The following is a 19,166-nucleotide window of genomic DNA, read 5'->3' as shown; positions in this document are numbered from 1 at the left end:
GACCCGGGCAGCACGGGGGAGGCGGGTCAGGGCCGGTAGATCTTGCCCGGCTCGGCCTTCCCCGGCGCGAAGAGCTGCGGCACGGTCACGAACACGTAGCCCTTCGCCTTGAGTTCGTCGATCACGCCGGGGACCGCGGGCACGGTGCCCTTGTAGATGTCGTGCAGCAGGATGATCCCGTCGCGCTTCGTCTGGTCGACGACGCGTTTCCTGATCACGGCCGAGTCGTTCGTCGTGTAGTCCTTGGCCGTCACGCTCCAGAGGATCTGGGCGAGCCCTTCCTCCTTGGCGAGCTCGCTGACGTGATTGTTCGTGCGGCCCTGCGGCGGCCGCATCAACGTCGGCCGCTTCCCCGTCAGCTGTTCTATCGCGTCGTCGGGTCGCTCGAACTCCTCCCGTATCTGCGCGTCGCCGATGTCGGTGAGGATCTTGTGGTCCCAGGTGTGGCTCGCGACCTCGTGACCCTCGCGCTCCATGCGTCTGACCAGCTCCGGGTACTTCGCGATGTGGTTCTTGCCGAGCAGGAAGAACGTCGCGGGGACATGCTTCTCCTTCAGGATGTCGAGCAGCCGCGCGCTGTGCTCGCTCGGGCCCGCGTCGAATGTGAGCGCCACGCACTTCGCCCTGCGGCAGTCGACGGTCCCCAGTGAGGCCGGCGCGTTCTTGGCGTCCGTGTGGCTCCTGTCGGCCCTGGCCCCGCTCGGGGCGGTCGTGTCGTACGACGTGCAGCCGCTCAGGCCGAAGGCCAGAGCACCGGCGGTGAAGAGCGCGGCGGCGGCGTGGAACGCGGCCCTGGTTTTCCTCATCTTCTGATTCGCGGTAGGCATGCGAGGACTATACATAGTGTGTATACGCGGAATGTATAGTCATGGTGTATAGCTCTCTGGCCTGCGGAGATGCCGGCGGCGGCGTGCTGATGCGCCTAGTGGCCTCGGAAGGCAGGGTCCGACAGTGGCGTGCGCGCACGATTGACAGCGCGTGCGCCGTTGCGGATGGTGTCCCTCTGGCGCGACGCCTGACGGTTGGGGGACCGAGATGGGTGTGGGGGATGGGCACGCGGGGGCGGGATCAGAGGAGCGGGAGCCGCGGGATGCGGTGCCGGCGGACTCGGTTCCCCGGGATGCGGTGACGCGGGAGCCGGCGGCGGGTCAGGAGGCGGGCCCGATCGGCTCGGCGCCCGGCGCCACTGACCCTGACCCCGGTCCGGGTTCCGCGCCGAGTTTCGGACCTCCAGGCTCCGGGGCGACTGTCACGACGGGATCGGCGTCAGGGCCGGCCGCACCCCAACTGCCAAGCCACGCGCCGCCGCAGGCATACCCCGCCGCACCGCCCCCGCCCGCCGGTCCGCCCACCTTCGGGCCGCCACCGCCACCGCCGGTGGCCCCCGTACCCAAGGCCCCCGTCGATCCTGTGCGGGCCGTGGCCGCCGCCCTGCTCAACCTCGGTGGACTCGGGGCCGGTTACCTCCTGCTGAGGCGCTGGGTCCTGGCCGCGGTCTGTCTTGCCGCCACCGCCGCGCTGCTCGTACTCGCGCTGCCCGCCGAACCGGAAGGCGTACCAGCCGGGCTGCTCGTCGGGTACGGGCTCCTGCTGCTCGTCGTCGCCCTGGACGCGGCCCGGCGAGCCGCAACCACCCCACTGCACAGCCCGGTTGTGGCGACAGCTCTCGGGATCGTGCTGCTCGCCGTGCCCGCCGGAGGCGTCGTCGCGTACGACGCCGCGCGCGACGACGCCGTGGAGGAAATGCTGCTCGGCCGCCTCGACGACGCCGACGCGCTCGTCGCGAAGGCCGCCGCCCGGACTTCGTTCGCCGAGGGACGTGGCGACTACACGACCGCGCTCGCCCGCTACCGCGAACTCGCCCACGACCACGCAGGATCCAAGGCCGCCGGGCTCGTGCCTGACCGGCTCGACGCCTACTACAAGGCCGTCGCCAAGCCGTACACGGACAAGAAGGACTGCGAAGCGATCGAGCCGCTCGCCTATCTGCGGGCCGTGCCCGGCAAGGGCATGGACCGCGACGTGCTCGGCTCCCTCGCCACCTGGCCGGACAAGCCACTCGCCGCCTCTCTCTACGCCTGCGGCACCGGCAAGCTCGGCACCGAGTCCGCCGGATCCGAAGGCGGTGAGCTGGGCCGACTCCTGCGTACGTTCCCGAAGTCGGAGCAGGCGGGACAGGTCGCAGGCGCCCTGCGCGACGCCGTCGCCGCCCGCGACCGCAGCCTCGGCGGCGCCGAACCCTGCACGGCCACGGACGAACTGCGCAGCATCGGCGAGACCGCCGGCGCTCTCCCCGACGATGCGGGAGCGGGCGTGGCGACCGACGTCGACAAGGGCGTCGAGAAGGGCGTGTATGCCTGCGGCGTCGACGAGTTCAAGGACAAGAAGTTCGGCGACGCCCGCAAGACGCTGGCCGATTTCGCGGACACGTACAAGAACAGCAGGAACAGGGCCAGGGCCGAGGACATCGCCATCGCCGCGGAGATCGCCGGGGTGCGTCCCGCCGCCGGTAACCGCCTTCCGCCCGCCGGGAGTCCGGGCGGTACTCGGATGACGCTCGTCGTCACCAACGACGGCCCCGGCCCCGTCGAGGTCCTCTACACGGGCCCCGTCACCGGCAGCGTGAAGCTGGCCGCCTGCGGCTCGTGCACGATGTATGCGAGCGAGTCGGCCGGCAGGACCAAGGCCTGCAAGGCGAACAGGAAGTACCCGAAGGCCACGATCAGGCTGCCCGCCGGGAGCTACCACTTCCTCCACAAGCACAGCGGGGACACGACGGCGGCCATCTCCGACCGTGCCGCCGGAAGCGAGATCAGGCCGGGCTACTCGTACACGCAGTGCAGTTACGTCGTGCGCGGCGGCGGCCTGTGATCCCTTGAACCCTCGCCGGGCGGCGTCGCGTGCGGGACGGGGCAGCCGCGCAGGCCCGGCGTCGGGAACGTGCCGAGCTCACCGACCCGGTAGCCGTTCGGATAGCCCCTGATCTCCCAGTTCTGGCGGGCCTGGTGCGGCGCGCGGCGGGGCGGCAGCAGACGTACCGCACGGCCGCGCAGGCGGACGGCGCCCCGGACGAGCGTGCGCGTGAGAGGGCTCGGTGGCTCGTAGTCGAAGGCGCGCAGGAGCGGCTCGTCGAGCAGCGCGACCGTCGCCTTCTTCAACACCGGTTCCAGGACGCCCGGATACCAGGAAGCCATGAGAGTGAGCGTCGAGTCCGAAACCCGTCGCCCGGCCTCGTCCCGGCCGAAGTGCTCGGCCTCGTACGTATCGAGGCAGGTCTCGAACTCCTCGTAGGACTCCGGGATGCCCTGGATTCCCATGTGCCGGCCCAGCGCGCGGTAGTAGTGCGCCGAGGCGATCACCTCGTGGCGCGAGAGGCGGCGCCAGCCGTAGGTGTCGATCCAGCGTCTGGGCACGACGACGAACGTGCACAGGACGTACCGCATGTCGTCGTTGCTGATGTCGTAGCTGCGGTGCATCTGGTTGATGCGGCGGATCGCCGTGCGCCCCTGGACGCTGTCGAAGCCGTGCTCGACGACGGTGTCCAGGAGCAGCGAGGTGTCGTCGTACCGCTTCTGCGGACGTTCCGTCAGTTCTGCTGTTTCAGCCAGTAGTCGGCCGATGCTGGGCACGGCATAGGTGCGGTAGAGCGCCAGCTCCAGTGCCCGCGTGAGGTCCCACGGGAATTCGTAGGTGGCGGTCAGCCGGTAGATCGTCAGCCAGTCCCGGTCCGGGTCGAGCCGCCGGATCTGCCGGAGCCGTTCATAGCGCTGCATGCCATCCCCCATCTGTGGCCGGGAGATCAACCCTACGGCGCGGCCCCGCCACCGGCTCCGATTCGGCGCGGTATGAATTCCGGTGGTGAAGTGCGGGGCAGCGCAGGGCAGTTCGGCCGTCGTGGGCGGTTGCGGGGTCAGACCTCGGCGGGTACGCGGCCGGGGGCCCCGGCCTCGTTGCGCAGGCCGAGCCGGTCCGAGGGCACCCGGTGCGTCTCGCGCGCGGTGAGGGCTGCGATGACCGGCGGTACGCAGAGCGCCGCGGTGAACAGGGCGACCGTGGACCAGTCGTCACCGTTCGGGCCCGCGAGCTGCGCCGCGAACGTCACCGCGAACCCGGCCACCGCGAAGCCGATCTGCGTACCGATCGCCACACCGGAGAGCCGCACGCGGGTCGAGAACATCTCGCCGTAGAAGGACGGCCAGACACCGTTGGCCGCGCTGTACACGACGCCGAAGGTGAGCATGCCGAGGACGAGGACCAGCGGGTACGAACCCGTGGAGATCGCCCACAGATAGCAGGCCATGAGCACGGCGCTGCCGACCGCGCCCACGAGGTAGACCGGCTTGCGGCCGATACGGTCCGAGAGCTTCGCCCAGAGCGGGATCGCGCCGAGGGCCGCCACGTTGGCGAGGGCGCCCACCCACAGCATCCCGGACCGGTCCATGCCCACCGAGTCGCTCGTCGCGTACGACAGGGCCCACACGGTGAAGATCGTGCTCACAGAGGCGATCAGGGATCCGGCGACGACGCGCAGGACGTCGGCCCAGTGGTCGCGCAGCAGCACGGCCAGCGGCAGTTTCACGACGCCCTCCGTCGCCGCCTGCTTGGCGAAGGCCGGGGTCTCCTCCAGGGAGCGCCGGATCGCGTACCCGACGACGGCGACGGCGACGCTCAGCCAGAACGGGACGCGCCAGCCCCACGAGAGCAGCTGGTCCTCGGGCAGGGCTGCGACCGGCAGGAAGACGAGGGTGGCGATGAGCTGGCCCGCCTGCGTGCCGCTGAGGGTGAAACTCGTGAAGAAGCCGCGTCGGCCCGGCGGCGCGTGCTCCAGCGTCATCGAGCTCGCGCTGGCCTGCTCGCCCGCGGCGGAGATGCCCTGGAGCACGCGGCACAGCACGAGCAGCACGGGGGCGAGCGAGCCGACCTGAGCGCGGCTCGGCAGACAGCCGATGAGGAATGTGGACAGGCCCATCAGGATCAGCGTGAAGACCATGATCTTCTTGCGGCCGAGCCGGTCGCCGATGTGGCCGAGGAAGAGCGCGCCGACGGGGCGGGCGGCGTAGGCGACGCCGAAGGTGGCGAGGGAGAGCAGCGTCGCGTTCGCGGGGTCGGACTCGTCGAAGAAGACCTTGGGGAAGATCAGGGCCGCGGCGCTGCCGTAGATGAAGAAGTCGTAGTACTCCAGGGCGCTGCCGGTCCAGGCCGCGAGCGCTGCCTTGCGCGGCTGAGCCTCGGGGGCGCGAGGCGGCGCTGCGGCGCCGGGGGAGGGGACGGTCACGGCGTACTCCTAGGGGGACGCTTCGGCGATGAAGCGAGCGGAGGGGTGCGGGGTGGTGTCGCGGTGTCTTTCTCCGGCCCTGGGGCAGGGCGAGCGGTTAATTAACCCACTGGGTAGTTAGTAGCGGATGGCTACGGATGTTGCGCTGGCGTTACCCGCGTGTCAAGAGGTGGGCCGCGAAAACTTCCGCACGAGGTGCCCTCCCGGTACCCGCTCCTAGTCCTCGGTGCGGTCCGCCGTCAGATAGGCGATGACCATGTCGCCGAGCATGGTCCGGTAGTGCTCGCGCCGGTCCTCCGCCACCAGGTCACGGCCGAAGAGCGCGCCGAACGTGTGCCGGTTCGAGACCCGGAAGAAGCAGAACGAGCTGATCATCGCGTGCAGGTCGACGGCGTCGATCTCGGCCGTGAACAGGCCCGACGCGCGTCCGGCGTCGAGGATGCGGCGGATCACCTCGATCGCGGGCGAGTTGAGCGCGCCGAGCTGCTCGGAGGCGGCGATGTGCTCCGCCTCGTGGATGTTCTCGATCGCGACCAGGCGGATGAAGTCGGGGTGCGCCTCGTGGTGGTCGAAGGTGAGCTCGGCGAGCCGGCGGATGGCCGCGACCGGGTCCAGATGGTCGACGTCGACCTCCTGCTCGGCCTGCCGGATCGCCGAGTACGCGTGCTCCAGAACCGCCGTGAACAGCTGTTCCTTGCCGCCGAAGTAGTAGTAGATCATCCGCTTCGTGGTGCGGGTGCGGGCCGCGATCTCGTCGACGCGGGCGCCCGTGTATCCGGCGCGGGCGAACTCCTGGGTGGCGACGTCGAGGATCTCGGCCCGGGTGCGGGCGGCGTCGCGGATCCGTCCGGCGGGTCGCGTCGGCTCTTCGACTGTGGCCATGCGTTCCTCCGGGTCGGTTCTGTGCTGGTGATTGTAGAAGCAGGGCCGGGGCTGGTGACCGGCTGCCCTTTCCAGGATGACGCCTTCCTGGTATTACTAACGAACCAGTTCGTACATTAGGAGGAGCGCGGTGTCCCAGGACTCCTGTCTCGTCGGTCTGATCGGTTCGGGCATCGGCCCCTCGCTGAGCCCCGCGCTCCATGAGCGGGAGGCCGACCGCCAGGGCCTGCGCCATCTCTACCGGCTGATCGACATCGACGCCCTGGGTGTCACCCCGGACCGGGTCGGCGACCTGGTGCGGGCGGCCCGGGCCGTGGGCTACGACGGCCTGAACATCACCCACCCCTGCAAGCAGCTCGTCATTGAGCACCTCGATGAGCTCGCCCCGCAGGCGGAGGCGCTCGGCGCCGTCAACACCGTCGTGTTCGAGGGCGGGCGCGCCGTCGGCCACAACACCGACGTCACCGGATTCGCGGCCTCCTTCGCCCGCGGCCTGCCCGACGCCCCGCTCGACCGGGTCGTGCAGCTCGGCGCGGGCGGCGCGGGCGCGGCGGTCGCGCACGCCGTGCTCACCCTGGGCGGCGGTCACCTCACCGTCGTGGACGCACTGCCCGAGCGGGCCGCGGACCTGGCCGCGTCGCTGAACCGGCACTTCGGCGAGGGCCGCGCGTCCGCCGGGACCCCGGACCGCATCGAAGAGCCCCTCGCCCGCGCCGACGGCCTCGTCCACGCCACACCCACCGGCATGGCCGCCCACCCGGGACTTCCGCTCCCCGCCCGCCTGCTGCGCCCGTCCCTCTGGGTCGCGGAAGTCGTCTACCGTCCGCTGGAGACGGAACTCCTGCACACCGCAAGGGAGTTGGGTTGCGCCACGCTCGACGGCGCGGGCATGGCGGTGTTCCAGGCCGCCGACGCGTTCCGGCTCTTCACGCGCCGCGAGCCGGACGTCACGCGGATGCTCGCGGACATCGCCGAACTCGCGGGTGCGGCGGCGGCCCGAGGCTGACCCCGGCCCCCCACACCGACCCCCTCCTCCTCCCTCTCAAGGAGCACCGTCGTGCGTACCTCGATCGCCACCGTCTCGCTCAGCGGATCCCTGACCGAGAAGCTGACCGCCGCCGCCTCGGCCGGGTTCGACGGGGTGGAGATCTTCGAGAACGATCTCCTCGCGAGTCCGCTCACCCCCGAGGAGATCCGGTCCCGCACCGCCGACCTCGGCCTGACCATCGACCTCTACCAGCCGATGCGGGACATCGAGGCGGTGCCGCCGCAGGAGTTCGAGCGGAACCTGCGCCGCGCCGAGCACAAGTTCCGGCTGATGAACCGGCTCGGCACCGACACCGTCCTGGTGTGCTCCAGCGTGTCGCCCCTCGCCGTCGACGACGACGCGCTCGCCGCCGAACACCTGCACCGGCTCGCGGAGTCGGCGCAGGAACACGGCGTACGCGTCGCCTACGAAGCACTCGCCTGGGGCCGCCACGTCAGCACCTACGACCACGCCTGGCGCATCGTCGAGGCGGCGGGGCACCCGGCGCTCGGCACCTGTCTGGACAGCTTCCACATCCTCGCCCGCGGCTCCGACCCCAAGGGCATCGAGGACATCCCCGGCGAGAAGATCTTCTTCCTCCAGCTCGCCGACGCCCCGCTGATGGCGATGGACGTGCTCCAGTGGAGTCGCCACTACCGCTGTTTCCCCGGGCAGGGCGGCCTGGACGTGACCGGACTCGTCCGGCACGTGATCAACGCCGGTTACCCGGGCCCGCTCTCGCTCGAAGTGTTCAACGACGTCTTCCGGCAGGCCGACGCGGGCCCCACCGCCGTCGACGCCCGGCGCTCCCTGATGCTCCTCCAGGAGGCCGCCGGCCTCACGGCGCCGCCCGCACCGGTCCAGCCCACCGGCTTCGCCTTCGCGGAACTCACCACCCCGGACGCCGGTGCCGTGTCCGCGCTCCTCGGCGCGCTCGGCCTGGCCCGGGCCGCCAGGCACCGCAGCAAGCCCGTCGAACTGTGGCAGCGCGGCGAGGCCCGCATCCTCGTCACCACGGATCCCGTCCGCCACCGCGACGGACTCTCCCTCAACGCGCTCGGCCTGGAGTCCCCGAACCCGGCGGCCGCGACCGCCCGCGCAGACTCGCTCCTCGCCCCCGTACTGCCCCGCCATCGGGCACCCGAGGATGCCCCGCTGGACGCGGTGGCCGCGCCCGACGGCGTGGAGATCTTCTTCTGCGCGACGGACCGGGAGGGCTTGCCGAACTGGCGGGAGGACTTCGCGCCGCTACCCGGCGACGGCGACGGCGACGGCTCAGGCGAACCCGGCCGGGACCGGCGGGGCGCCGTCCTGCGGATCGACCACCTCGCCCTCACCCAGCCCTGGCACCAGTTCGACGAGGCCGCGCTCTTCCACCGCACGGTCCTCGGGCTCAGGCCGCAGGAGAGCGTCGACGTCGCCGACCCCTACGGGCTGCTGCGCAGCCGCGCCGTCACGAACGACGACGGCAGGGTGCGGATCGCCCTGGGCATCGGCCCCGGCCCCGCCGACGACGCCGGCCGCGCCCAGCACATCGCCCTCGCGACGGACGACGTGGTCGCCGCCGCGCGCGCCTTCCAGGACGCGGGCGGCCGCCCGCTGCCCGTACCGCCCAACTACTACGACGACCTGGCGGCCCGCTTCGAGCTCGCCCCCGGCGAGGCGGAGACGTACCGGGAGCTCGGCATCCTCTACGACCGTGACGAGCACGGCACCTTCCGCCACTTCTACACGGAGACGGTCGGCCGGGTCTTCTTCGAACTGGTTCAGCGCGACGGCGGATACCGCGGATACGGCGCCCAGAACGCCCCCGTCCGCCTCGCCGCCCAGCACGCCCTGCGCCCCGGACGCAGGTAGAGCCCCGCAACTACGGGCCGAACCACGTCAGTCGAGGCAGAACTCGTTCCCCTCCGGGTCGTTCATCACGATGTAGCCCGTGCTCAGCGGGGGAGCGGGCTCATCGCGTCGTACCCGCGCGGCGCCGAGTGCGACGAGCCGCGCGCACTCGGCCTCGAGCGCCGCCATGCGCTCCTCCCCCTCCAGTCCGGGTGCCGCACGGACGTCGAGGTGGACGCGGTTCTTGGCGGCCTTGTCCTCCGGCACCTGCTGGAAGAACAGCCGCGGGCCCTGCCCTTCCGGGTCCTCGATGGCCGACCTCGTGTTGCGCTGCTCCTCCGGTACGCCGATCCGCGCGAGGAAGCCGTCCCACGCGGCCAGGGGGTCGGCGCCCTCGGGCACCTCGACGCCGGGCGGGCCGGGGTGGACGTAGCCCAGTACGTCGCGCCAGAAGGACGACAGTGCCCGCGGGTCGTGGGCATCGAAGGTGACCTGGATGTGGCGGCTCACGGGGTGCTCCGTTCGTGGCGTGGCGCGTGTGTGCGGGCAGAGGATCCGCGGCGGAGTGCGTCTGCGGCCCTTGCATCACCCTGGCACCTCTCGCGGACAGATGCGGTCCGCGACCCCGGTGCGCCGAGGGCAGAACCTGCTTGGTCGTTCAACCAATGCCCACGGTGTCGGGGCGGGGTTTTCCGTGTGGTGAACCAGTCGTTTCCGGACTCGCTCCCGGCTTCACTGGCTGTGAGGCAGCAGCTGAGGGGCGTTGGAGACATGGATCTGAACACGGTGAAGGAAGTGCGTGACGGCCGGCTGCGGGAGCCCTGGCAACCGGGCGACGCGTGGCTGGGCGGGGGCACGTACCTGTTCTCCGAGCCGCAGCCTCATCTGCGGCGCCTGGTGGATCTGAGCCGCATGGGCTGGGAGTCGCTCACCCTCGGTGAGGACGGGGCGCTGGAGATCGCGGCGACGTGCACTATTGCCCAACTCTCGCGTTTCGGGCGGCAGTTCGCGGCCGAGGCGGCGCCTCTGTTCGAGCAGTGCTGTCGTGCCTTTCTCGCCTCGTTCAAGATCTGGAACATGGCCACCGTGGGCGGGAACCTCTGCAACGGGCTGCCGGCCGGGCCCATGATCTCGCTGACCGCCGCGCTCGACGGCACGTGCCTGCTCCAGTCGCAGGCAGGAGTGAGGCGGACCGTGAAGGTCGCCGACTTCATCACCGGCGCGGGTCGCAAGGACCTGGGCGAGGGCGAGTTGCTCCGCTCGGTCACCCTGCCCGCGCGGGCACTCGGCTGCCGGACGGCCTTCCGCCAGGCGTCGCTGTACGGGCTCGGCCGCTCGGGAGCGCTGGTCATCGGGGCGCTCGATCCGGTGGACGGGTCGATGGCGGTGACGATCAGCGCGGCGACCGTACGCCCCTTCCGCCTCTGGTTCCCCCTGCTGCCGGACAAGGGTGAACTCCGGCGGGCCATCGAAGCGGCCGTGGGCGAGGACGACTGGTTCGACGACATCCACGGACTGCCCGAGTGGCGGCGGCACATGGGGTTCCGCCTCGCCGAGGAAGTCCGTCATGAACTGACCCGGCTCTCTGAGGACGGTGCATGATGAGCTTCGACATCGAGGTCAACGACCAGCACTTCGACACGGACCCACGGGCCGGCCAGTGTCTGCGTACGTATCTGCGCGAGCGCGGCTGGTTCGGGGTGAAGAAGGGCTGCGACGCCGGCGACTGCGGCGCCTGCACCGTCCATGTGGACGGGGAGCCGGTCCACAGCTGCCTGTATCCGGCCGTACGGGCGGAGGGCCGCAGCGTGACGACGGTCGAAGGCCTCGCGTCCCCTGAGGGCGAACTCCACCCCGTCCAGCAGAAGTTCCTCGCCGCCCAGGGGTTCCAGTGCGGCTTCTGCACCGCCGGATTCCTGATGACGACGGCCGCCCTCGAAGCCGAGCAGGGCACCGAGCGCGACGACGGCAAACTGGACGACCTGCCCCGCGCCTTCAAGGGCAACATCTGCCGGTGCACCGGATATCGCGCCATCGAGGACGCCGTGCGAGGCGTGCAGCACACGGAACGCCCCTGTGCCGGCAAGGCAGTTGGCAAGAGTCTCGGCGCGCCCGCCGGCCCCCAGGTCGTGACCGGCACCGCCCGCTACACCTTCGATGTCGAGGTCCCCGGGCTGCTCCACCTGAAACTGCTGCGCTCCCCGTACCCGCACGCCCGTATCGTCTCCATCGACACTGCGGACGCCCTGCGCGTGCCCGGCGTGCACGCCGTCCTCACCCACGAGGACGCCCCCGCGACCCTGTACTCCTCGGCCCGGCACGAGCATCCCACCGAGGACCCCGACGACACGCGCGTCCTCGACGACACCGTCCGCTATGTCGGCCAGCGCGTCGCCGCCGTGGTGGCCGACAGCGAGCAGGCCGCCGAGGAGGGCTGCCGGCGGATCGACGTGGTCTACGAGCAACTCCCTTACGTCACCGACCCCGAGAAGGCGATGGCCCCCGGCGCCCCCGTCATCCACGAGGGAAAGGGCCCCGAGGTGCGGATCTCCCGCGTGGAGAACAACGTCGCCGGCGAGGTGCACGGCGAGATCGGCTCCGTCGAGGACGGCTTCGCCGACGCGGACGTCGTCTACGAGGAGACCTTCCGCACCCAGCGCGTCCAGCACGCGAGCCTGGAGACCCACGGCTGTGTCGCCTACTTCGAGCCCAAGGAGGACGGCACCGGCGAGCGCCTCACTGTCCGTTCCTCCACCCAGACCCCGTTCCTGACGCGCCGCGCGCTGTGCGCACTGTACGGCCTGCCCGAGGACGAGGTCCGTGTCGTCGCGGGACGCGTGGGCGGCGGCTTCGGCGGCAAGCAGGAGATGCTGACGGAGGACATCGTCACGCTGGCGGCACTGAAGCTGCGGCGGCCGGTGAAGCTGGAGTACACCCGGGGCGAGCAGTTCTACGGAGCGACCACCCGCCACCCGTTCGCCATCGGTATCAAGGTCGGGGCCCGTTCCGACGGCACCCTGACCACGATCCAGATGCGCGTGGTCTCCAACACCGGCGCCTACGGCAACCACGGCCCCGCCGTCATGTTCCACAGCGTCGGCGAGTCCTTCGCCGTCTACCGAGCCCCGCACAAGAAGGTCGACGCGTTCTCCGTCTACACGAACGTGGTCCCGGCCGGCGCCTTCCGTGGCTACGGCCTCGGCCAGGTCACCTTCGCCGTCGAATCGGTCATGGACGAACTGGCCCGCCGTCTCGGCATGGACCCGCTGGCCTTCCGCGAGAAGAACATCATCGGCCCCGGCGAGCACATGCTCAGCCCGATCGGTGAGGAGGAGGACCTCCACATCGCCTCCTACGGCCTCGACCAGTGCCTGGGGGTCGTGCGCAAGGCGATCGCCGAGGACACCAGCGCCGAGCAGGCGCCCGAGGGATGGCTGGTCGGGCAGGGCACGGCGATGGCGATGATCGCCACCGGGCCGCCCGGCGGGCACTACGCCGACGCCCGCGTGTCGCTCCTGTCCGACGGGACGTACGACATCGCCGTCGGGACGGCGGAGTTCGGCAACGGCACCACCACCGTCCACAAACAGATCACCGCCGGCGCCCTCAACACGACCGAGGACCGCCTCACGATCCGGCAGTCCGACACGGACGTCGTCCGCCACGACACCGGCGCCTTCGGCTCCGCGGGCACGGTGGTGGCCGGAAAGGCCGTCCTCCTCGCCGCCGGCTCGCTCGCCGAACGGCTGCGGACCTTCGCCGCCCGGCACACGGGCGTCGCCCGTCACCTGTGCGTACTCGGGGCCGAGGCCCTCGACTGCGCGGGCCGGGTGGTGACGCTGAAGGAGTTGTACGAGGCGGCCGAGGCGAAGGGCGCCATGGACGAGGTGGCCGCCGACGGCCACTGGGGCGGCTCGCCCCGCTCCGTCGCCTTCAACGCCCAGTGGTTCCGCCTCGCCGTCGACCCCGGCACCGGCGAGATCCGCATCCTGCGCAGCGTCCACGCCGCCGACGCGGGCAAGGTCATGAACCCGATGCAGTGCCGCGGCCAGGTCGAGGGAGGCGTAGCCCAGGCGCTGGGCGCGACGCTTTTTGAGACGGTACGTGTCGACGACCGCGGCGAGGTCACCACCGCCGCCTTCCGCCGCTACCGCCTCCCGCAGTACGCCGATGTCCCGCGCACGGAGGTCCACTTCATGGAGACCACCGACGCCATCGGCCCGCTCGGCGCCAAGTCGATGAGCGAGAGCCCCTTCAACCCGGTCGCCCCCGCCTTCGCCAACGCGCTGCGCGACGCCACCGGTGTCCGCTTCACCGAGATGCCGGTCACCCGGGACCGCGTCTGGCTCGCCCTCGACCGGCACGACCCCGTTCCGGGCGCTTGATCCGGGCTGAACGGAATTCGGTTGAACGGAATGCGGGTTGAACGGAAGAGGAACGGCGCCATGGCAGCACCCGACCGGATGGACGAACGGCTGCGCGCCTTGGGCCTCGTGGAGGGCCAGCGGATGGCCCAGGCCCTGTTCGCCGAGGTCGCCGCCCGGGGTCTGATCGCCCCGGGCCGCAGCGAACGCGAGGTGAGCGACCGCATCGGCGCCCTGACGCGGGAAGTACCCGCCTGGGGCACGTGCGGCTCCTGGCGGGCCGTGCGATCGGGGCCGCACTCCGCCCTGCCCGCAGGCCAGGAGCCACCGGAGGACCGGATCCTCACCGGGGACGACATCGCGATCGCCGACCTCGGCCCGGTCCTCGCCGGTTACGAGTCGGGCTTCGTACGTACGGTCGTCATCGGCCAGGACCCGGACAAACGCCGCCTCATCGAGGATCTCCCGAGGCTGTTCGCGGCCGCCCGCGAGGCGTTCCACGCGGACCGGACCCTGACCGGCAGCCACCTGCACGCCGAGATCCAGACCCTGGCCACCAAGGCGGGCTGGACGCTGGGGGGTTGGAACGCGGGGCACATGGTGGGGGCGCCGAATGCCCACGGCGGCGCCCAGTCGTCCGACGCGTACATCTCCCCCGCCAACGACCGCCCCCTCCGCCGTACGGCCGAGGACGGCTGGCAGGCCCACTGGCTGCTGGAGATCAGCTTGCTCGACGAGCACCGGGGCTTCGGCGGCGCGTACAAGGGGCTCCTGGACCTGGCCTGACTCCGGCTGCCGGTGAAAGCCGCCCTAGTCGTAGGTGTGGAAGCCGCGGCCCGTCTTGCGGCCCAACAGGCCTGCCTCGACCATGCGTTGAAGCAGGGGCGGCGGTGCGTACAGCGGTTCCTTGAACTCCTCGTAGAGCGATTCCGCGATGGCGGCGACGGTGTCGAGGCCGATCAGGTCGGCGAGCCGATGCCTGCCGTGGCCCAAGTCCTCCTCGACCTGGGGCGGCGCAATCAGCGCCTGGCCGAACTGGTCGGCGGCGCCGACGGCCGTGACAGCGGGCAGGACGCCCCTCGCTCGGCGCACGAAGAGATCCGCGACTACTTCTACCGCCGCCAGAACTATCTGCACGAGGCGGACCTGGCGGCCGAGGAACTCGCCCAGGCCATCGGTATCCGCCCGGGCGAAGTACTGAGAGCCCTGTCCGCGCGCCTGGCGGACCGGCACGGCGTCCGGCTCGGTACGGGGGGCTCACACCTGCACCACTACGACACCGCCACACGCACGCTTCACCTGTCCACGCGACTGCGCCCGGGCCAGCGCGCCTTCCGCATGGCCACGCAACTCGCCCTGCTGGAACACGGGGACGAGCTGGACGCCTACGCAGCCGAAGACTTCACACCGGGCGAACCCGCCCACGCCCTGGCCCGCATCGGCATCGCCAACTACTTCGCCGCCGCGCTGATCCTCCCGTACCGCGACTTCCACACCGCGGCCGAGACGGTGCGCTACGACATCGAACGCCTCACCGACCGCTACGGCCTCGGCTACGAAACCGTCTGCCACCGCCTCAGTACCCTCCAACGACCCCGGCTGCGCGGCGTACCGTTCTCCTTCGTCCGCGTCGACCGCGCCGGCAACATGTCCAAACGGCAGTCGGCGACCGGCTTCCACTTCTCGCGCTCCGGCGGCACATGTCCCCTGTGGAACATCTCCGAGGCGTTCGCCGCGCCGGGCCGCATCCACGTCCAGATCGCCGAAATGCCCGACGCCCAGCGGTACTTGTGGACCGCGCGCGCCGTCACCCGGCACCGGGGCGGCTGGGGCGAGCCCGGCAAGACCTTCGCGATCGGCCTCGGCTGCGAGATCCGCCACGCCCACCGCCTCGTCTACTCCGACGGCCTCGACCTCGGCCGCACAGCCTCCGCCGCCCTCATCGGCATGGGCTGCCGGGTCTGCGAACGCCTCGAATGCCCCCAGCGCGCAGCGCCCCCACTCGGCCACGCGCTACGGATCGACCAGAACTCCAGCACGTTCGTGCCGTATCCGGTGGCGCACGGAACGTCCGCGAACCGGGGTCCTGCTCCGGAGGCCTGACCTTGCTACGTCCCTGCCCGAGCCGGGTCGGCGAAGGCCATGGAACCTATGGCGTAGGCGGCATCTAAGGGCTCGGCGGTACGCAGGTGGTCGACCACGTCGCCGTGCACGAACCGGACGTCGGGAACGCCGGCGACTGGACTTCGAATAGCCGGAGGACCCTTGGTGTGGCCGAGGGAGCCGCGCTGTGATGCTGCGTTCGATCACTCCTGTGGGTTTGGCTCCCTCCTTTGGGGGATTGCGACGGGCCAGTTCGTCCAAAGGCGCGGCGGGCGCGGTGCATCGTCCGAGCCGCGCATCGAGACATGAATCCGGGGAGTAGCAGGCGGCGGTCGCAGCTTCTTCCGCGAGCTCCCGAAGCACGTGCGCCTGCGTCAGCTGGAAACCATCGTGGCACCGGGTGTGACGCACCTCCGCCACGAAGTGGTCCGATGATCCTCGTCGCCGGAAGGCTGGGCATGACCGGCGCCCACACCGCCCGCGCGCTCACCGTCCAGGACGAGGTTCCGAGGTACGTCAAGCAGTACACACCATCGGCCCTCCACGCTCGGCCGGGGCCGCAGAGGAAACGCGCCGGGCCGGTCCCGCGTTGCCGTTCCTCACCTACGCCGCCTCCGTGCTGGTCGCAGCGACGGTTTCGTCGCGGCGTTCGTGGCAGGCCTGTGCTACGCCCCTGCCGCGCACACATCCGGCAGGGGTGACCTCGGCCTCGTGCACGACGTGAGCCATCTGAGAGCCCTGGCTGTCTGGTTCACCTTCGGCGCGCTGACCGCGCAGGAGTTCGCCCGCCGCCCGCTGGGATGCTCCCCGATCAGGGAGCATGCAGGCTGGTGACCAGGACCGGGCTCGCGGTCGGACAGGGCTGTGGAGAGGACGCCATGGGCAGGACGCGCACGACGGGCCCCGGCGGGAATGGGGCCGCGCGGCTGTTGGCACGTCTGGCCGTGCTCGCGGTGGTGGGTTCGGTGCTCGTGCTCGTGCTCGCGCTGGGGGAGGGCGGCCTGGTCGTCGTCGGCGCCGGGCTCCTGGGGCTGATCGTCTGCGCGGTCGGCGTCTGGTGGTTCGTGGCGCACCGCGGACTGGTGCGGCTGGGCGGGGCGCTCCTCGCGGTCGTGTCCCCCGTCGCCGTCCTGGTGCTCTTCGCGCACGACGGCCTGTGGCTGACGGCTCTGGTCCTCTGCCTGTGCTGGGGCGTGGCCCTGGCTTGCGCGAGGACAGCGCTGCGCAAGTCGCGCCCGGAGCGGCCGACGCGGACGAGGGCCGCCTCCCGGCCGAACCGGCCGGTCCTGATCATGAATCCGAAGTCCGGGGGCGGGAAGGTCGGCCGGTTCGGGCTGGTCGAGCGGGCGGAGGAACTCGGCGCGCGGGTGATCCTGCTCGATCCGTCCGCCGCGGCGGACGTCGCCGCGCTGGCCCGGCAGGCCGTGGCCGAAGGCGCGGACCTGCTCGGCGTCGCCGGCGGCGACGGCACCCAGGCCCTGGTCGCGGCGATCGCCGCCGAGCACGACCTGCCGTTCCTCGTGGTCTCCGCCGGCACCCGCAACCACTTCGCCATGGACCTGGGCCTCGACCGCTCCGACCCTTCCCGCTGCCTCGACGCGCTGACGGCCGGCGAGGAGGTCCGGGTCGACCTCGGCGACATCGCGGGCCGGGCCTTCGTGAACACCGTGTCGTTCGGGGTGTACGCGGATGTCGTGCAACGGCCCGAGTACCGCGACGACAAGGCGGGCACGGCGCTGTCCCTCATGCCGGACCTGCTGCTCGGCGAAGGGGTACGACGGCTCGACGCACGGGTCGACGGCACCACCCTCTCCTCCCAGCAGGCACTGCTGGTCAGCAACAACCCGTACACCTCACCCGACGAGCTCAGCGGCGGCGGCCGCCGGCCCCGACTGGACGACGGCGAACTGGGGGTGCTCGGGATCCGGGTGGAGGACGCGGCGCAGGCTGCCGACCTGGCCGTGCGGGGCTCGGAGTCCACCGGACTGACCGTCATGACCGCACACCGTGTCGAGGTGACGACCGACGCGGACGAGATCCCCGTCGCGGTCGACGGCGAGGCGCTTCGGATGCCCACCCCGGTGGTCTGCACGCTGCGCCCGGGGGCACTGCGGGTCCTCGTACCGCGCGACCGCCCCGGCGTCGTGGTACCCGAGCCGCCCGTGAACTGGCGGCGGATCATCGACCTCGCCTTCCGCCGTACCGAGCGGACCGCCGATGCGCAGACCCGCGCCTGACGGATGGCGAACGCGGCCGTCGACGCGGCGCGGCCGACACCTCCCGCGCACCGCCGGGCGGACGCGCGTGTTGCCGTAGCTCCGACCTCGATCCGCAGGGCAGCCGAAGTGCCCGAGGAGGGCATCCGTGCATCGGGCCCCCTCTCAGCGGTGCCGGAACCAGTGACTCTCCGAACGCCGCCGACCGGGCCGCCCAGGTGCCAGATCCCTACTACAGCCAGTCCCGCTTCTTGAAAATGACGTACAGGCTCGTGCACACCACTGCCATCAGCACGATCGCGAACGGATACCCGCCCGCCCAGTGCAGCTCCGGCATCTGGTCGAAGTTCATGCCGTAGATGGTTCCCACCAGTGTCGGTGCGAACAGGATCGCCGCCCACGACGAGATCTTCTTGATCTCCTCGTTCTGTTCGAAGCCCGCTTCGGCCAGTGCCCGCATCTCCGCGTTCTGCTGCTGGGTGACCTGCGTCGCGTTCACCGTCAGGATGTCCGCGAGGGCCTGGCGGAAGCCGTCGACGCGTTCGCTCGTGTGCGTGACGTGGTCGGCCACGTCGCGCAGGTAGCGCTGGAGTTCCTCGTCCGTGCCGTACTTGGCGAAGCCCGCCATCAGGGCGTGCAGCATGCCGACCAGGGGGCGGGTCGCGCGCTGGAACTCGACCATCTCGCGCGAGAGTTCGTAGATGCGCCGGGACACCTCGGGCGCTCCGGAGAAGACCTCTGTCTCGATCTCGTCGATGTCGGTCTGGACGCCGGCGACGACCGGGGCATAGCCGTCCACGACCGCGTCGAGAATCGCGTAGAGCACCGCCTCGGGGCCGAGTTTCAGCAGCTCTGGGGAGTCCTCCATGCGGCGGCGCACACCGGAGAGGTCGGGCGCCGCGCCGTGCCGGACCGTGATGACGAAGTCCGCTCCGACGAACACGTGCAGCTCCCCGAACTCGACCTCCTCGGGCGCGTCCAGGTAGCGGGCGGCGCGCAGGACGACGAACAGCGTGTCCCCGTACCGCTCCAGCTTCGGCCGCTGATGCGCCTCCAGTGCGTCCTCGACCGCGAGCGGGTGCAGGTCGAATTCGCCTGCCAGGGAGAGGAGTTCGGACTCCGTCGGACGGGCCAGGCCGATCCATGCCATGCCGTCCTGCTGCTCGCGCAGCTCGCGGAACGTCTCGGCCAGCGTCGCGGGCGACGACACCCGTACCCCGTCCCGGTACAGCGCCGCCTGCACCACGCTCGCCGTCTCCGACGCCGGGTCGGTGGGTGTGGCGGGCGGGGGCGGCGTGGTGTCGGGCTCGGGCGGGTTCGCCGGCGACTGTCCTGCGGCGCGGCGCCACATGTACTTCTTCGGTTCCGCTCCGGGGCGGGTCCGCCGCTCTGCCATGTCTCCGCCTTGCGTGTCGAAACGGCTGTCACTTCGGCCACTGTGCAGGATATATAGCCCAAAATAC

Annotated in this window: 13 protein-coding genes and 2 pseudogenes; 8 read left to right on the top strand and 7 right to left on the bottom strand. The window is 71.1% G+C overall.

Features of this window, described 5'->3' with window-relative positions; all coding sequences use genetic code 11:
* Positions 1-26: 26 nt before the first annotated feature.
* Positions 27-827, bottom strand: a complete 801-nt coding sequence (locus OG574_RS14070) for a polysaccharide deacetylase family protein (protein ID WP_442816821.1) — start codon at positions 825-827, stop codon at positions 27-29.
* A 550-nt stretch (positions 828-1,377) separates the two neighbouring features.
* Between OG574_RS14070 and OG574_RS14065 the strand changes: the two genes are divergently transcribed.
* A complete protein-coding gene (locus tag OG574_RS14065) occupies positions 1,378-2,871 on the top strand; it encodes a hypothetical protein (RefSeq protein ID WP_326773507.1) in 1,494 nt (497 codons plus the stop codon).
* Here the strand turns inward: OG574_RS14065 and OG574_RS14060 are convergent.
* From OG574_RS14060 to OG574_RS14050, 3 genes are all read right to left on the bottom strand, one after another.
* Complete coding sequence (locus tag OG574_RS14060; RefSeq protein WP_326773506.1) at positions 2,844-3,773, bottom strand: oxygenase MpaB family protein; 930 nt, start codon at positions 3,771-3,773, stop codon at positions 2,844-2,846. The genes OG574_RS14065 and OG574_RS14060 overlap by 28 nt on opposite strands.
* A gap of 137 nt (positions 3,774-3,910) precedes the next feature.
* A complete protein-coding gene (locus OG574_RS14055; RefSeq protein WP_326773505.1) occupies positions 3,911-5,275 on the bottom strand; it encodes an MFS transporter in 1,365 nt (454 codons plus the stop codon).
* A 216-nt stretch (positions 5,276-5,491) separates the two neighbouring features.
* The gene (locus tag OG574_RS14050; protein WP_326773504.1) at positions 5,492-6,157 is read right to left on the bottom strand and encodes a TetR/AcrR family transcriptional regulator; all 666 of its coding nucleotides are present in this window, start codon (positions 6,155-6,157) and stop codon (positions 5,492-5,494) included.
* A 130-nt stretch (positions 6,158-6,287) separates the two neighbouring features.
* On the opposite strand from OG574_RS14050, the gene OG574_RS14045 reads away from it, so the two are divergent.
* Positions 6,288-7,163: a shikimate dehydrogenase gene (locus tag OG574_RS14045; protein WP_326773503.1), complete on the top strand. Its 876-nt coding sequence runs from the start codon at positions 6,288-6,290 to the stop codon at positions 7,161-7,163.
* Between the two features lie 51 nt (positions 7,164-7,214).
* Entirely contained in the window at positions 7,215-9,041 is a 1,827-nt protein-coding gene (locus OG574_RS14040; RefSeq protein WP_326773502.1) for a bifunctional sugar phosphate isomerase/epimerase/4-hydroxyphenylpyruvate dioxygenase family protein, read from the top strand.
* 27 nt (positions 9,042-9,068) lie between these two features.
* Here OG574_RS14040 and OG574_RS14035 read toward each other — a convergent pair whose 3' ends face one another.
* A complete protein-coding gene (locus tag OG574_RS14035; protein ID WP_326773501.1) occupies positions 9,069-9,530 on the bottom strand; it encodes a VOC family protein in 462 nt (153 codons plus the stop codon).
* Between the two features lie 261 nt (positions 9,531-9,791).
* Between OG574_RS14035 and OG574_RS14030 the strand changes: the two genes are divergently transcribed.
* The 3 genes from OG574_RS14030 to OG574_RS14020 are packed head-to-tail and all read left to right on the top strand — an operon-like array spanning position 9,792 to position 14,170.
* Positions 9,792-10,622 (top strand): FAD binding domain-containing protein, encoded by an 831-nt coding sequence (locus OG574_RS14030; RefSeq protein WP_326773500.1) that lies wholly within the window; start codon positions 9,792-9,794, stop codon positions 10,620-10,622.
* Positions 10,622-13,405, top strand: a complete 2,784-nt coding sequence (locus OG574_RS14025; RefSeq protein ID WP_326778476.1) for a molybdopterin-dependent oxidoreductase — start codon at positions 10,622-10,624, stop codon at positions 13,403-13,405. The genes OG574_RS14030 and OG574_RS14025 overlap by 1 nt, the downstream gene beginning before the upstream one ends.
* Before the next feature lie 60 nt (positions 13,406-13,465).
* Complete coding sequence (locus tag OG574_RS14020) at positions 13,466-14,170, top strand: M24 family metallopeptidase (protein WP_326773499.1); 705 nt, start codon at positions 13,466-13,468, stop codon at positions 14,168-14,170.
* 24 nt (positions 14,171-14,194) lie between these two features.
* Here the strand turns inward: OG574_RS14020 and OG574_RS14015 are convergent.
* Positions 14,195-14,368 (bottom strand): annotated as a pseudogene (locus tag OG574_RS14015) (3-hydroxyacyl-CoA dehydrogenase family protein); the annotation flags it as partial.
* Here OG574_RS14015 and OG574_RS14010 point away from each other — a divergent pair.
* Positions 14,360-15,487: pseudogene (locus OG574_RS14010) on the top strand (short-chain fatty acyl-CoA regulator family protein); the annotation flags it as partial. The pseudogenes OG574_RS14015 and OG574_RS14010 overlap by 9 nt on opposite strands.
* An 878-nt stretch (positions 15,488-16,365) precedes the next feature.
* On the top strand, positions 16,366-17,724 hold the full coding sequence (locus OG574_RS14005; RefSeq protein WP_326778475.1) for a diacylglycerol/lipid kinase family protein: 1,359 nt from the start codon (positions 16,366-16,368) through the stop codon (positions 17,722-17,724).
* Between the two features lie 211 nt (positions 17,725-17,935).
* Here the strand turns inward: OG574_RS14005 and OG574_RS14000 are convergent, their stop codons facing one another.
* A complete protein-coding gene (locus OG574_RS14000; RefSeq protein ID WP_326773498.1) occupies positions 17,936-19,099 on the bottom strand; it encodes a magnesium and cobalt transport protein CorA in 1,164 nt (387 codons plus the stop codon).
* Positions 19,100-19,166: the final 67 nt, after the last annotated feature.

This window comes from Streptomyces sp. NBC_01445 (genome assembly GCF_035918235.1).
In the GTDB taxonomy this organism is placed as follows: domain Bacteria; phylum Actinomycetota; class Actinomycetes; order Streptomycetales; family Streptomycetaceae; genus Streptomyces.
Note: the sequence above shows the minus strand (reverse complement) of the source record. Positions and strands in the feature narration are given on the sequence as shown.